Annotated in this window: 12 protein-coding genes, 1 tRNA gene and 1 pseudogene; 3 read left to right on the top strand and 11 right to left on the bottom strand. The window is 66.1% G+C overall.

Annotation, left to right across the window (positions count from 1 at the left end; all coding sequences use genetic code 11):
* Nucleotides 1-57: 57 nt before the first annotated feature.
* Nucleotides 58-159: pseudogene (locus MXF70_RS15415) on the bottom strand (surface glycoprotein); the annotation flags it as partial.
* 368 nt (nt 160-527) lie between these two features.
* Nucleotides 528-1,667, bottom strand: coding sequence for a hypothetical protein (locus MXF70_RS05730; RefSeq protein WP_248518043.1), 1,140 nt, complete (start codon nt 1,665-1,667; stop codon nt 528-530).
* Nucleotides 1,668-1,890: 223 nt separating this feature from the next.
* Here MXF70_RS05730 and MXF70_RS05725 point away from each other — a divergent pair, with 223 nt between their 5' ends.
* The gene (locus MXF70_RS05725) at nt 1,891-2,241 is read left to right on the top strand and encodes a DUF192 domain-containing protein (RefSeq protein WP_248518042.1); all 351 of its coding nucleotides are present in this window, start codon (nt 1,891-1,893) and stop codon (nt 2,239-2,241) included.
* A gap of 696 nt (nt 2,242-2,937) precedes the next feature.
* Nucleotides 2,938-4,461 (top strand): 2-isopropylmalate synthase, encoded by a 1,524-nt coding sequence (locus MXF70_RS05720; RefSeq protein WP_248518041.1) that lies wholly within the window; start codon nt 2,938-2,940, stop codon nt 4,459-4,461.
* Nucleotides 4,462-4,497: 36 nt separating this feature from the next.
* On the opposite strand, the gene MXF70_RS05715 is transcribed toward MXF70_RS05720, so the two are convergent.
* The 7 genes from MXF70_RS05715 to MXF70_RS05685 form a co-directional block, all read right to left on the bottom strand.
* Complete coding sequence (locus tag MXF70_RS05715) at nt 4,498-4,689, bottom strand: hypothetical protein (protein ID WP_248518040.1); 192 nt, start codon at nt 4,687-4,689, stop codon at nt 4,498-4,500.
* Nucleotides 4,690-4,783: 94 nt separating this feature from the next.
* Nucleotides 4,784-5,041, bottom strand: coding sequence for a hypothetical protein (locus MXF70_RS05710; RefSeq protein ID WP_248518039.1), 258 nt, complete (start codon nt 5,039-5,041; stop codon nt 4,784-4,786).
* Nucleotides 5,042-5,348: 307 nt separating this feature from the next.
* Entirely contained in the window at nt 5,349-6,287 is a 939-nt protein-coding gene (locus MXF70_RS05705) for an ABC transporter ATP-binding protein (protein WP_248518038.1), read from the bottom strand.
* The gene (locus tag MXF70_RS05700) at nt 6,287-7,495 is read right to left on the bottom strand and encodes a FecCD family ABC transporter permease (protein WP_248518037.1); all 1,209 of its coding nucleotides are present in this window, start codon (nt 7,493-7,495) and stop codon (nt 6,287-6,289) included. The genes MXF70_RS05705 and MXF70_RS05700 overlap by 1 nt, the downstream gene beginning before the upstream one ends.
* Complete coding sequence (locus tag MXF70_RS05695; RefSeq protein ID WP_248518036.1) at nt 7,488-8,519, bottom strand: FAD-dependent oxidoreductase; 1,032 nt, start codon at nt 8,517-8,519, stop codon at nt 7,488-7,490. Before MXF70_RS05695 ends, MXF70_RS05700 begins: the two co-directional genes overlap by 8 nt.
* Nucleotides 8,520-8,521: 2 nt before the next feature.
* Nucleotides 8,522-9,640, bottom strand: coding sequence for an ABC transporter substrate-binding protein (locus tag MXF70_RS05690; protein WP_248518035.1), 1,119 nt, complete (start codon nt 9,638-9,640; stop codon nt 8,522-8,524).
* Between the two features lie 347 nt (nt 9,641-9,987).
* Nucleotides 9,988-10,072 (bottom strand) — tRNA-Ser (locus tag MXF70_RS05685).
* A gap of 95 nt (nt 10,073-10,167) precedes the next feature.
* On the opposite strand from MXF70_RS05685, the gene MXF70_RS05680 reads away from it, so the two are divergent.
* On the top strand, nt 10,168-11,127 hold the full coding sequence (locus MXF70_RS05680) for an AAA family ATPase (protein WP_248518034.1): 960 nt from the start codon (nt 10,168-10,170) through the stop codon (nt 11,125-11,127).
* Nucleotides 11,128-11,253: 126 nt separating this feature from the next.
* Here the strand turns inward: MXF70_RS05680 and MXF70_RS05675 are convergent, their stop codons facing one another.
* On the bottom strand, nt 11,254-12,381 hold the full coding sequence (locus MXF70_RS05675; protein ID WP_248518033.1) for an ABC transporter ATP-binding protein: 1,128 nt from the start codon (nt 12,379-12,381) through the stop codon (nt 11,254-11,256).
* Nucleotides 12,378-13,460 (bottom strand): ABC transporter ATP-binding protein, encoded by a 1,083-nt coding sequence (locus tag MXF70_RS05670; RefSeq protein ID WP_248518032.1) that lies wholly within the window; start codon nt 13,458-13,460, stop codon nt 12,378-12,380. Before MXF70_RS05670 ends, MXF70_RS05675 begins: the two co-directional genes overlap by 4 nt.
* Between the last annotated feature and the right edge of the window lies 1 nt (nt 13,461).

The raw sequence follows: 13,461 nt of genomic DNA, 5'->3' as shown, positions 1-13,461 counted from the left end.
ATCGCCGAGATCGTCGATGGCGACATCCGTTGAACCAGGTTCGTGCTCGGCAGCCGCGGAGCCAGTCAGCACTGCGGCCCCGGCGACCATCGAGAGAACCATAATCGCTGCCAGGAACACCGCGCGTCCCTTTTGGCGATATGAAGTATCGTTTGTCATGATTGTGTGTTATCGTGTTCGGCAGTACCAGCTTTGATCCACTGTGGAGGTACTCGCTGATGCTACCCTTTGGTAGGGGTACAGTGGAAGTGTATATGGGGTTCCGTTAAATACTTTGTGTGATTGTCGGCGTGATTTCGGGAAGATTTCATCGATCGATGCCCACTCCCTCCGGCAATTAGGAGCGTCGATGGGGGCCGTCAGCCGGTGAAGGTAAACGTTCGACGTGACGACAGTTCGGGACCGGAAGTGGTTCGTTTGACGCTAGTAAACGAAACTGAAGCAGCCGTAGAGGGATCAGTCTCCTCGCCCGCGACCGGTGGATCGCCGAAGGACCACTGAAAATACCGTCGCGAATCGTGCTACCGTCACTCCGGGCGGTGAAGCATGCCGCCGCGCTCCTCCAGCAGCCCCTTCTCGATCGCGCCGTCGAGCGCCGATGCACACTCGCCGTGATCGAGTTCGTAGGCGCTGGTCGCGAGCGCCTCGAAGTCCGCCCGATCCACGGGGAATTCGCGGTTCTGGAGCAGTCGGACGACGCGGTTGTACGTGCGCGGGGAGACGTCCGAGAGCGGATTTTCGGCGTCCGTCGTGGGTGAGGTCGGCGTCTTCGCAGTCGTTTCGCTCGGGTTCGCCGTCGTACTGCTCGCATCCGCACTCGCAGCCGCCGAGTCAGTGGACGACTCGGTCGTAGTGGCGGCGCCGTCGGCACCGACGCCAACGGCCGTGGCCTGTTCCTCAGAGCTGTCGTCCCCAACCTCTTCGTCGACGGCGTCGGCCGCAGTTTCGGCGGCGGGCGCTGAATCGGCTTCGTCGTCACCACCCCTCACGGTCGTCGGGGGCTTCGTGTGCTGTTCGGAGGCCTGGCCGGCTGTCGCCGAATCGTCGTCGGACTCACTCGCCGGCGGCGCCGCAATCGGGTCGGCGTCGTCCGCTTCCGTCCCCGAGCCCTCAGAGTCGTCGGGCGCCTCCACCGAATCGTCGGCCCTGGCGTCGACAGTCGAGTCAGCGCTCGCAGTGTCGGGCTCGGAGTGATCGTCGGCGTCGGACGCCCCGGCGAACGGGACGTCGTTCTCGGCCGGATCCTCGAGTGGCAGCTCCTCGTCGAGCACTGCGCGATCGTCGTCGGCGAAGATCGGCTCCCGATCGCCGGCGATGGGATCGATGGTGTCCTCCTCCGACGGTTCGGGCTCCTCGACGTCGTCGGCATCGGTTTCAGTCTCGGTAGCGTCGGGCTTGTCGTCAGCATCGGTGTCAGTGTCGCCAGCGGCGGATTCGGGTTCGGGGGCCGGGCCCGTCGCTGCGTCGGCTTCGAACACCGGCGCCGGACCGTCGTGGGTGCTCGACGCGTCGAGTTCCTCGAGCAGCGCGCTCAACTTTCCTTCACAGCGAGCACACAGCGTGACCGTCACCTGTTCGTCGGCCGGCGCCTCGGCCGGGAGGTCGTACTCGTCCAGCGAAGCGCCGACGGCCTCGCCACAGAAGTAACACGATGCGAGAGCGGGCATTGCTTCCCGGTCGGGTCCGCGCTCACGTAAACGTTCGGCCGCGAATCGGGAGAAAACTAGTCAGCTATCGAGGGGATCCAGTCGTCGGAAATCGCTGTGAATTGCAGTTGCAGGGCCACAGTCTGCGAGATTGGACTACGAGCGAATCGAGCGCGAATCACGACCCCACCACCTGAGCCGAACGGGCACAACCGTTTTCCACGCCCTCGCCATCTCGGAGAGCGTGCGCGTCGTTCACGAGCCGGTCGACGGTGACCCCCGGACCATCGCCACGGAGGTAGCGGTCGCGGACTCGATTCTCTCGAAAGGGATCGGGCTCATGGGCCGCTCGTCGATCCCGGAGGAGTACGCGCTCGTCTTCGAGTTCGGAGCACCGACGACGCGCAGCGTCCACATGGTGCTCGTCCGAACGCCAATCGACGTCGTCTGGACGGAGAACGACGAGGTCCAGCGCGTCGAGACGCTCGCGGCGTGGACCGGTCACGCGCGCGGGCGCGGTGATAGATTCATCGAGATGGCACCCGGTGCGGCCGACGCCGTGGAGCCCGGCGATCGGGTCGTCGTCGAGAAGTGAGGGTGGACCGATGTCGGCGGATGGGCGCGACTCGACGACTAGGAAATCATTCGCCAACCGCGGAGCGAGCTGGACAGCAGTCCCTCGGAAGCCCCCTCCCGCTCGCGCTCGCTCGCTGCGGTCCTCGCCTCCCTTCGGTCGGCTGCGGTCCTTACTTCCCGAGCGAACGCGAACGGTCGGCCCCTTCCAATCCCACCCTGTTGATTTTGGGAGCGCCTTTGCTCCGGTGGATCGCGCCGGGGGCGGTAGCCGGCGGGCGATCCCCAGTGCAACGCACACCTGAACAACCGCCGCGCTTCGTTCCCCGGGACGGGCTCTAGGTGGGACTTCGGAAGGGGCCGACCGCCCGTCGGTTTAGGCGACGTAAGCACTGGACTGACCGAGCGAAGCGAGGAAAGGAAGCGCGCAGCGAGCGTAAACCGGCGAGCGGGAGGGGGCTTCCGTGGATGTCTGGTGTACAATTCGCCCCGCCTAGAAATGATACACCTAGTAGTCAAATCACGAACGCAGACGCGAGCAGCACGCGGAGAATCGAACGTTCGAGGCCACAGACCCACACAAACCCCCATAGCTGCGCTTTCGTGACCTTTATCCGCGTGTGCTGCTTCCGCATGGCTATGACGCACGAGGATAGAGGAAGTCGCCGCGAGGCGGCTGGACGCGAAATTCGCCGGCACACCGGCAACTGATTCTCCCGTGGGCTTCTCCGAGAGACCGATCGACGACCAGACGGACGTATCGCTACTGGACACGACGCTGCGCGACGGCGAGCAGGCGCCGGGCGTCTCCCTGACTCCCGAGGAGAAAGCGGAGATCGCGCAGGCGCTCGATCGCGCGAAGGTCGACGTGATCGAGGCGGGGTCGGCCTGCACCGGCGAGGGCGAACGGCGGACGATTCGCCGCGTCGCCGAACTGGATCTCGACGCGACGATCACCAGCTTCTGTCGAGGGATCAAATCCGACGTCGAGCTCGCGATCGACTGCGGCGTCGACGGCATCAATCTCGTCGTACCCGCGAGCGACCGCCACGTCGAGACGAAGGTTGGCTCCACGAGAGAGGACGTAATCGCCTCGACCGCTGAGCTCGTCGAGTTCGCCGCCGACAACGATCTCTGGGTCGAAGTCATCGGCGAGGACGGCTCCCGCGCGGACCTGGCCTTCCTCGAGGAGCTCATGGCGACCGCGCTGGACGCCGGTGCCGACCGCGTCTGCTACGCCGACACCGTTGGCCACGCCGGCCCCGAGCGGGCCTACGAGGTGGTCTCGGTACTCTCCGATCTCGGCCCGACGAGCGCGCACACCCACGACGACCTCGGACTCGGAGTCACCAACGCCCTGGCTGCCATCGACGCCGGCGCGGATCTCGTCCACGCCACCGTCAACGGCGTCGGCGAACGCGCGGGCAACGCCGCATTGGAGGAGATCGCCATCGCGCTCGAGCACGTCTACGGCATCGAGACCGTCGAAACGGAGCAGCTCTACGCGCTGGGCCAGACCGTCGCCAACGCGACCGGGATCGACCTGCCGCCGAACAAGGCCGTCCTCGGCCAGAACGCGTTCACGCACGAGTCCGGCATCCACACAGACGGGACGCTCAAGGACGACGCGATGTACGAGCCGTACGCGCCCGAAACCGTCGGCCGCGAGCGCCGGATCGTCGCCGGTAAGCACACCGGCCGCGCCGGCGCCCGTGCTGCCCTCGAAGAGCACGGCGTCGAAGCCAGCGACGAGGAACTCGACGAGATCGTCCAGCGCGTGAAGGCTATCGGCGACCGCGGCAAGCGCGTCACCGACGCCGACCTTCTCACGATCGCCGAGGAGGTCACCGAGGGCGAGCGCGAGCGCCTCGTCGAACTCCTCGACATGACCGCCGCCAGCGGTGGCGGTACTCCGACCGCGAGCGTCCGGCTGCTGGTCGACGGCGAAGAACACCAGGCCGCCGCCACGGGCTCCGGCCCAGTCGACGCCGCGATTTCCGCGGTGCGAGCGGTGCTCGGCGAGAAGACCGCCAGCCTGGACTCCTACGAGGTCGACGCCATCACCGGCGGCCACGACGCCGTCGTGACCGTCGAGGTCGAGATGTCCCGCGGCGACCGCTCCGTCTCCGTGCGGTCCTCCGACGCCGACATCACGACGGCCAGCGTCGAGGCCATGGTCGAGGCGCTAGACCGGCTGCTCGCGACGGACGAGGACACCGACGCACTGCTGGCCGACGACTGAACTTCGGCACCGGTGGTGACCGCTCCACTGGAGTGATCAGGGGTGGTAGCGCTCGAGAAGTCCCCACGGGTCGAACAGATACAACACCGCGAGCCACAGCGCCAGCCCCACGGCGAACAGTCCGACGGCGGTCGAGAGCGTCGCGCCGCCGACGTCCGCCGCCACGAACGCGAGCACGGCGACTGCCAGCCAGATCATGCCGGCGGTGGTCTGCTGTCGGTCGTCCATGCAGAGCAGTCGGTGGCCGATCGGGAAATCCGTGCTGATACGTGGCGGTCCATCGCCATCGATCGCCCGTGGAACTGCGCTGCTCCGCTACAGGTCAGTCCTGCAGTTCGAGCCGCGTGCCATCTCTCGGGCAGAAGTCGTAGGACTCGTCGGTCGTCCGGAACCCACACTGCGGACACTCGGCGATTCTCTCGGTGGCGGGAGCGTCAGTGCCGCTCGATCCCCGGAACAGGAACGGCACGAACGGCACGAACAGGAAGAACGCGAACGTCCCGAAAACCCACCAGAGCAAGCCGCTGAGGAGGAGACTGCCGACGATCCCCACCGCAGCCGTCGCGAGTCTGGAGCCCATCGGTCGTGGATTCGGTGTGGAGAGTGAAAAGCGCGATTCTCGAGCCTGAACTGGTCCGCTACAGCAGTCCGCTTGGAAGCCCCCTCCCGCTCGACCGTCCGCGACTCGCTGTGCTCCTCGCTCACTTCGTTCGCTGCGGTGGCCGGAGGTTTCCTCCGGCACTTGACGAGCTTCGCTCGTCATCGCTTGCGTCGTCGGGGCCGGATCGAGCGGTCGGCCCCTTCCAATCCCACCCGGAGATTGTGACTGGGAGGCAGAAACCCTGGACGGTGAAAATTCGCGAAATGGAGAAGCTGACCGGCCGTAGCTACGTCTCTTCGTCTTCGAGCGCGCGCAGCGGCGTGATCCGCGGCCCGTGGTCGCCCTGGCCGACACGGGCTTCGACGCCGAAGACGTCGGCGAGGAGCTCCTCCGTGACGACGTCGCCGGGGCGGCCGCTCGCGTAGACCTCGCCGTCGTCGAGGGCGACCATGTAGTCGGCGAAGCGCGCCGCCTGGTCGATGTCGTGGAGGACGAGAACGACGGTGATACCCCACTCGTCGCGGAGCGTCCGGACGATGTCCATGACCTCCAGCTGGTGGTGGAGGTCGAGGAACGTCGTCGGCTCGTCGAGCAAGAGGACGTCAGTCTCCTGGGCGAGCACCATCGCGATCCAGGCGAGCTGGGCCTGCCCACCGCTGAGCTGGCCGAGGTCGCGCTCGCGTAGGTGGTCGACGCCGGCCAGCGAGATCGCGCGGTCGATCGCTTCCTGATCCTCGGTCGTCATCGCCTCGAAGAACCCGCGGTGTGGGTAGCGGCCGTGGCCCACCAGCTCTTCCACGGTCAGCGCTCCCGGCGAGACGTTCTCCTGTGAGAGCAGGCCCAGCTTCTTCGCGAGCTCCTTGTCGCCCAGCTCGGTGAGCTTCGTTCCGTCGACGTGCACGGTCCCCGCCTCCGGCGTGATCTGGTCGGCGAGCCCACCCAGCAGCGTACTCTTGCCGCTCCCGTTCGGGCCGACGAGCGCGGTGACCTCGCCGGGCGGCAGACAGATCGAGGCGTCCGCGACGACCGGCTCGTCGAGGCCAGGGTAGCCGATGACGAGGCCGTCCGCGTCGAAGGTGCTCGCGTCGGTCCGCGCCTCGTCCGTCCGGTCGACGTCGGATCGCTGGCGGTGGGCACCGGGCCGCTGGCGCCGATCGTCGTCGATCACACGGGACTGGAGCGTGCTCGGCGGCTCGGCCGGCGGCTGGAGTGCGTGCTGTGCCATCAGATCTCACCCAGGTTCTTTCTGCGCATCATGTAGAGGAAGTACGGCCCGCCGATCAGCCCGGTCACGATCCCGACGGGCATCTGCTTCTGGACGTCCATCACGACCGGGAAGAACAATCTGGCTCCGACGTCGGCCGCGACCATCAGCGCCGGCCCGACGAACAGGCAGCCGACGACGATCTTCTTGTAGTCCGACCCCACCACGGAGCGGACGACGTGGGGGACGATCAGGCCGACGAAGCTCACGATGCCCGCGACGGCGATGCTCGCCGATGCCGCGAGCACCGCGATGCCCGAGAGGCCAAACCGCATGCGCTCGACGTTCATCCCCAGCGAGCTCGCCGTCCGTTCCCCGAGCTGGAGGACGTTGAGCTGGCGTGCTCCGGCGAGGGCCAGCGCCACTACTACGATCGACCACGGTAGGACGATACGGGCCTCCTCCCACTCGACGCCGGTGAGCGAGCCCGTCGTCCACTGGATCGCCGTCTGGACGACGCCGATATCGTCGGCGAAGAAGAAGAGTGCCGTCTGCAGCGACTGGAAGACGGTGCCGACGATCACGCCAGCGAGGACCAGCCGAACCGGCGACGTGCCGTGTTGCCACGCGATCGCGTAGACGATCAGGAAAGCGAGCGCGCCGCCAGCCGCAGCGATGATCGGGAGGTACGCGGCGAGGCCAGCGTACATGACGAGCGTCAGCAAAATTGCGAGTCCCGCACCCGAGGAGACGCCGAGGATGTAGGGGCTCGCGAGCTCGTTCCGGGTCACCGCCTGGAAGATCGCACCGGAGAGTGCGAGGTTCATCCCGACGAGCACCGCCACGAACACGCGCGGCAGCCGGATGGTCCAGACGATCAGCGTCTCCGGCGGGAGCTCTGGAAGCTCGCCCTCGAAGCCGGTGATCGCCCGCATCAGATCTTCGCCGACGAGGAAGTTCAGCATCCAGCGAGGATCGAGCAGGACGTTCGGATCCAGCACTGCCCAGAAGACCTCACCGATCCGCATGTCGTAGGAGCCGTACCGGACCTGTACGAACCCGGCGAGGACGACCACGAGCGTACTCGCCAGACACAGCCCGACGAGCGATCGATCGATCCACGCGACGTGGGACCCGACACGGGACGTGAGGCGCCCGATCGGACCGCCGTCGTCGCCGGATCCGTCGCTTTGCTCGCCACCGGTCGTCGGCGTCGGCCGTTCAGCCATCGATGGATCCCTCCGGCGTCTTCCGAGGCTCCTCCTCGAGGTGTGCCCGGAGCCGCTCGTCGTCGATCGCTTCGAGCAGGCGGTCGTCGTCGACGGCCTCGAGCACCCGATCGGTGCCGATCGTTTCCACGAGCGTCTCGATGCCCGCCCGGGTCGACCGATCGATCGCTTCGGAGGACCGGCGCGTGGCGAGCACCTGATCGACGTACTCCTCGCGGAGCGCCCGCAGCTCCTCGTCGGCATTGACGTCGACGTCGTCGGGCAGACGCGATTCGAAGTACTCACGCCAGCGGTCGCGACCGCCCCGCTCGCCGGCGAACTCCGACGCCGGGCGCAGCCAGTCGTACACTTCGTCGAGACCCTCAGGGTACCCCTGCGCCTGCCGCCAGTCGGCCAGGAGTCGCCGCGCGACGTGGGCGCCCTGGCCGGCGGCGACGATCGCCTGGACGTCGCGTTCGCCAGCCGGCGAGGCCACGTAGCAGCCGTCGATCGGCGTCCGGCCGTCGACGTCGGCGTACTCCGGATCGAAGTGCTCGTGGATCTCGCCGTCGTGCTCGTGTTCGACGAACATCTCCTCGCCGCCGAGCGGGCGGAGATAGGCGCCGCCGGAGCGCGTCGCAGCGATCACCCGATCCGCACGGCGGGTCGATCCGTCCTGCAGCGTCAGCTCGAAGGGAACCACTGCGTCGGGATCGGTCAGCGTATCAGGGGCAAGATCGGGTAGAGCGTCCGCGTCCACGCGATCGACCGACTCGACGCGCGTCTCCTGGATCGTCGCTCCGGCCTCGCGTGCGTGGGCCTGCGCGAGGTCGAGGAAGGTCTCGACGTCGATGCCGTCCGGGAACCCGAGGTAGTTCTCGAGGAACGCACACCGGCGCAGCGAGGACGGCCCCGAGTCGAACACGACGGCGTCGAGACCGTACCGTGCGACGAACACCGCTGCTGCGCAGCCGGCTGGACCGCCGCCCACGACCGCGACGTCGATCCGGTCGTCCGCAGTCGATGCCGCTGGCGCCTCGGGCATCCTCAGACGTCCCCGTCGACGATTTCCGCGACGCGCTCGTGGTCGAACAGCGGTTCGTCGATGCCATAGAGATCGGAGCCGAGGCGCTCGGTCAGCACCATCGTCGTGATCGGACCCTGGTAGAGCCCGCCGGCGCGGTAGACGTCGCCGTTCTCGACCGCGGTCAGCTGCCGAGCGGTGTCGTGGTTCTCGAAGAAGGACACGACGGTGTTCTCGAACTCCTCGGCAGTCTTGGCCTCCTGACCGCGCAGGAGGATGACCTCCGGATCGACCTCGAAGAGCGTCTCGAAGTCGACCGCTCCGCGGTTGGAGTGAAAGTCCCGAACGTCCGCCTCGGCGAAGGCGTCGTCGACGCCGAGCTCTCGCAGGTGTTTAAAGCCCGTCCCCTCGCCGACGATGTACGGCGAGAAGGACACCGGTTCGTCGCCGGCGCCCCACATCACGGCGACGGACGGGCGGTCGGTCTCGGCGGGCACCGCGTCTGCGACGGTCGACTGGAACTCGTCGTGGAGGGTATCGAGAGCCTCGTAGCGGTCCATTTCCTGGAACAGCTCGGCCATCTTCTCGAAGGCATCGTAGAGGGAGAGATACTCGTAGCCCTCGTGCCAATCGTAACCCGTCGAGAAGATGCTGTTGCCGAAGAAGGGGGCGATTCGACTGACTTTTGTGATGTCAGAGGACTCCCAGCTGGGGAATCGGTTCGTCAGGAAGTTGGGGTCGATGACGTGGACGTCGGCCTCGAACTCGTAGAACAGCTCCTCGTTTACGCCGTTGTCCGACAGCGAGACCATGTCGCTTTTGTCGACCTCGAGCCCCGGGATCGGGTCGTAGTACTGGGTGTGGTATCGGCCCGTTAGCCAGACGGCCTCGGGTGGTTCCTGGCCCAGCGCGATTCCCATGTCGGCCCAGCTTCCGTTGTTCGCGACCCAGGTCTCTGGCACGGCGTCGAACTCGACCTCGCCGACCGGTGGCATCGTGACCGAGTACGCGCCGTCACCGTCGTCGGAGCCCGGGATCGCCCCGCTCAGACAGCCCGCGGCAGCAGCGCTCGCCACTGCGGCGCCCGTCCCAAGCAGTCGTCGTCGCGATAGCGCTTCGCCCCCGTGTCGATCGTCGTCCATATGTTTTTGGCCAGCCTAAATCAATAAAGACGTTTCGATTTTTTGGCTAGCCAAAACCAAGGGAGGGACACCACAGCCGAGGAGAGAGAGAGATACCCCGCGCCGACCGAGCAGACGGACGCGGCCGCCTGCTCACCGTCTGATACCAGTGGACGAAACGGCAAGGGATGTGAGCCACGCCCGAACGGGCTCGCTTCGCTGCGCCGCTCGGTCTACTTCAAATCCACGGGCTGGCGCTTCGCCGACCGGACCGCTGGCTGCGCTCGCGGTCGAGACGTCCGAGAAGCGCTCGTCGGATCGAAGATCCGACGTGTTCTGCTTCGCCCAGAGTGGTTCGCTCAGCAGTACGCCGAGGAGGAGATTTGAACTCCTGTGTCCGTGAGGACAGTTGCTCTCGAAGCAACCGCCTTGGCCAGGCTAGGCTACCTCGGCTCGTCCCATCGTACCCCACTGAGGGGTGTAATCGTTTCGATTCGGACACCCGACTGCGGAGAAAGAATCAACACCCAACGGCCCGGGATGGGAGTATGGACGTAGAGGAGGCGAGTGAGCGAGCGGATCAGGTCGCCGACGAGGTACTGGAGGCAGTCGTCGCCGACCGCGAGTTCATGGAAACCGTGCTGACCGGGGTGCTGGCACGCGGGCACGTTCTACTCGAGGACGTTCCCGGGACGGGGAAGACGCTCACTGCGAACTCGCTGGCGACCGCGCTGGGGCTCGAGTTCTCGCGGATCCAGTTCACGCCTGACCTGCTCCCATCGGACGTCACCGGAACCCACGTCTTCGACGAGTCCGACGGAAGCTTCCTCTTCACGGAAGGACCGATCTTCGCGAACGTCGTTCTCGCCGACGAGATCAACCGAGCACCACCCAAGACCCAGGCCGCACTTCTCGAGGCGATGGAAGAAGAGCAGGTGACCGTCGACGGCGACACCCACAAGCTACCCGACCCATTCATCGTCATCGCGACGCAGAACCCCATCGAACAGGAGGGAACCTTCGAGCTCCCCGAGGCCCAGGTCGACCGGTTTCTCATCAAAACGACGCTTGGCTACCCCGAGGAAGCGGGCGAACTCGAGTTGCTCCGTCGGCGCGCCGGCCGAAGCGATCAGACGCCGACCGTCGAGCCCGTTCTCGATGGCCCGACCGTTCGCGAGCTTCGGCGCGTCCCCGAAGACGTCCACGTCGATCCCGACGTGCTCGAGTACATCGCGGCACTCGGGCGGGCGACGCGGATCCGCCCACAGGTCCAGACTGGCGTCTCCCCGCGTGGCACGCAGCGTCTGTTCGAGGCTGCTCGGGCACGCGCGGTGATCGAAGGCCGGGACTTCGTCACCCCAGACGACGTGCGCCACGTCGTAGAGCCGGTGCTCGCCCACAGGCTCGTGCTCACGCCAGAGGCGGCCGTCGAGGGCGTCGAACTCGAAGGAATCGTCGACGACGTCCTCGAAAGCGTGCCGGTGCCGACCGTCGAGCCGACCGTCTGAGTGTGCGGCTTTGGAGTTCTATCGTTACAACGACGACCAGCAGTGCTGCGTGACGTTCGAAAGATCAATCACTCGACGGTGCAGTCGCTGTAGGCGGTGAGAAACGAGAGAAATGACGCCGAGGTGTTAGTCGTCGGCCTCGGAGTAGAGCTGGTCGGCTTCGTTCTCGTCGTCCGTGATCTGCGGACTCGACCAGTACTCGTGGGAGTCGTCCTCCCGGAAGCATTTCGTCTCGTGGAACTCCTCGGTGGTGTACTCCGGCGGCGTCTGCTCCATGCAGACCTGCCGTGCCTCCGGACACCGAGTGTGGAACCGACAGCCCGGCGGCGGGTTTTTCGGGTCCGGGATGTCGATCTTGCGAACCGGCGGCTTATCGCTGCTCGCGCCGTCCGGTGTGAGGTCCGGCGTCGCCCAGCGCAACACCTTGGTGTAGGGGTGCTGGGGGTTGTTGATGATCTTCTCGGCCGGACCGATCTCGACGAGTTCGCCGAGATACATCACGCCGATACGGCCACCGCTGTGGGCCGCGAAGTAGCGTGCGTTCGACAGGTCGTGTGAGACGAACACGAACGACGTGTCGAACTTCTCCTGCAGGTCCAGCATGAGATCCATCATCTCGACGCGAAGCGACACGTCGAGGGCGCTGACGGCCTCGTCGGCCAGGATCAGGTCCGGGTCCATCAGCAGGGCCCGTACCAGTGCAACGCGCTGTTTCTCTCCGCCAGAGAGCTGGTGGGGATAGCGGCCGGCGTAGTCGTCCGGCGGCGTCATCCCGACCTCCTCCAGCATCGAGAGCACCTGTCCGCGGCGGTCGCCCGCGCTCATCTGGCTCTGCCAGCGTTTGAGCGGCGCCTCGAGGATCTTCATGACCCGGCGGTTCGGGTTCAGCGACGAACCGGGGTCCTGGTGGATGATCTGGAGCGACGATCGGATGTCCTTGTAGGGAATCTCGACGTCACCCTTGCCGTCCTTGGCGTCCCAGATGTCCTGACCGCGGTAGCTCACGCTGCCGCCGGTCGGACGCTGGAGCCCGATGGTCGTCTTGCCGAGCGTGGTCTTCCCACACCCGGACTCGCCGACGAGAGCGACGACGTCTTGCTCGAAGATGTCGAGGTCGACGCCGTCGACGGCGCGGACCACTTCGGGCTCGCTGAAGTCGAAGAGTCCGCTGCTCTCCTCGAAGTGGACTTCGACGTCTTCCAGCGATACGAGCGGGTCTCGGCCCTCGTAGTCGGGATGTGTATCGACGCTCATCGTGCTTCACCTTCCTCGGGCGAGGACGGTTGTTCGATGTTGAACGGGATCGCCTCCGCAGCGTCCTCCCAGTGGAAACACTCCACCTGGTGACTGCTGCTGACATCGTGGAAATCCGGCGCCTCCGCGACGCACTGTTCGTCGGCGAGCGGACACCGCGGGTGGTAGGAACACCCCTCGGGAACGTTCACCGGGTCCGGCGCCGATCCCTCGATGGACGTCATCTCGGAGAGTGGCGCGTCGAGGTTCGGCGTCGAATTCAGTAGCGCTCGCGTGTAGGGATGTGCTGCGTTCTGCAGGATCTCGTCCGTCGATCCCTTCTCGACGAGCTCGAAGGCGTACATCACCGCCATGCGGTTTGCCAGCTCGGCGACGAGCGGCAGGTCGTGGGTGATGAACACCATCGTCAGATCGTACTTCTCCTTTAGCCCCTCGAGCAGCGAGAGGATCGACCGCTGCATGAGGAGGTCGAGCGCCGCCGTCGGCTCGTCCATGACGAGCAGATCGGGCTCGAGAACGACCGAGAGCGCGATGAGTGCGCGCTGTCGCATCCCGCCACTCAGCTCGTGGGGGTACGACTCGAGCACTCGCTCGGGATCGAGGTAGAGGTCCGAGAGAAGCTCGTGGGCCCGCTCCATCCCCTCCTCGCGGTCGTACTCGTGGGCCTCGAGCGTCTCGACGAAGTGGCCCTTGACGGACATCGTCGGGTTGAACGAGCTCATCGCTCCCTGGAAGACCATCGAGATGTCCTCCCAGCGGAGTCGCCTGAGCTCTTCGTCGCTCAGTCCGAGCACGTTGACGGGGTCGCCGTCGTCCGGGTAGTAGGTAATCTGTCCGGAGAGGATTCCGGGGTCGACGACTGCGTCGAGCATCGCGGACGCGAGCATCGACTTGCCACTACCACTCTCGCCGACGACGCCGAGGATCTCGCCCCGGCGGATATCTAGATCGACGTTGTCGAGCACGCGGGAGACGCCACGGCTCATGTCGAAGACGACCTCCGTGTTGCGGAGTTCGATGATCGTCTCCGATGCGCTGTACATCTCTCCACTCTCGTTTGTGGTGTTGTGCGTGCTCATA

Source organism: Salinarchaeum laminariae, from assembly GCF_023204835.1.
GTDB classification, from domain to species: Archaea; Halobacteriota; Halobacteria; order Halobacteriales; family Salinarchaeaceae; genus Salinarchaeum; species Salinarchaeum laminariae.
The sequence above is the reverse complement of the archived record's forward strand: the minus strand, read 5'-3'. Positions and strand labels throughout refer to the sequence as shown.

What these genes read in the sequence shown, in the direction of transcription:
- MXF70_RS05690 (WP_248518035.1), bottom strand. Translation starts at nt 9,640, where the DNA reads ATGGACGACGATCGACACGGGGGCGAAGCGCTATCGCGACGACGACTG.
- MXF70_RS05705 (WP_248518038.1), bottom strand. Translation starts at nt 6,287, where the DNA reads ATGGCACAGCACGCACTCCAGCCGCCGGCCGAGCCGCCGAGCACGCTC.
- MXF70_RS05730 (WP_248518043.1), bottom strand. Translation starts at nt 1,667, where the DNA reads ATGCCCGCTCTCGCATCGTGTTACTTCTGTGGCGAGGCCGTCGGCGCT.
- MXF70_RS05680 (WP_248518034.1), top strand. Translation starts at nt 10,168, where the DNA reads ATGGACGTAGAGGAGGCGAGTGAGCGAGCGGATCAGGTCGCCGACGAG.
- MXF70_RS05675 (WP_248518033.1), bottom strand. Translation starts at nt 12,381, where the DNA reads ATGAGCGTCGATACACATCCCGACTACGAGGGCCGAGACCCGCTCGTA.
- MXF70_RS05700 (WP_248518037.1), bottom strand. Translation starts at nt 7,495, where the DNA reads ATGGCTGAACGGCCGACGCCGACGACCGGTGGCGAGCAAAGCGACGGA.
- MXF70_RS05710 (WP_248518039.1), bottom strand. Translation starts at nt 5,041, where the DNA reads ATGGGCTCCAGACTCGCGACGGCTGCGGTGGGGATCGTCGGCAGTCTC.
- MXF70_RS05715 (WP_248518040.1), bottom strand. Translation starts at nt 4,689, where the DNA reads ATGGACGACCGACAGCAGACCACCGCCGGCATGATCTGGCTGGCAGTC.
- MXF70_RS05670 (WP_248518032.1), bottom strand. Translation starts at nt 13,460, where the DNA reads ATGAGCACGCACAACACCACAAACGAGAGTGGAGAGATGTACAGCGCA.
- MXF70_RS05695 (WP_248518036.1), bottom strand. Translation starts at nt 8,519, where the DNA reads ATGCCCGAGGCGCCAGCGGCATCGACTGCGGACGACCGGATCGACGTC.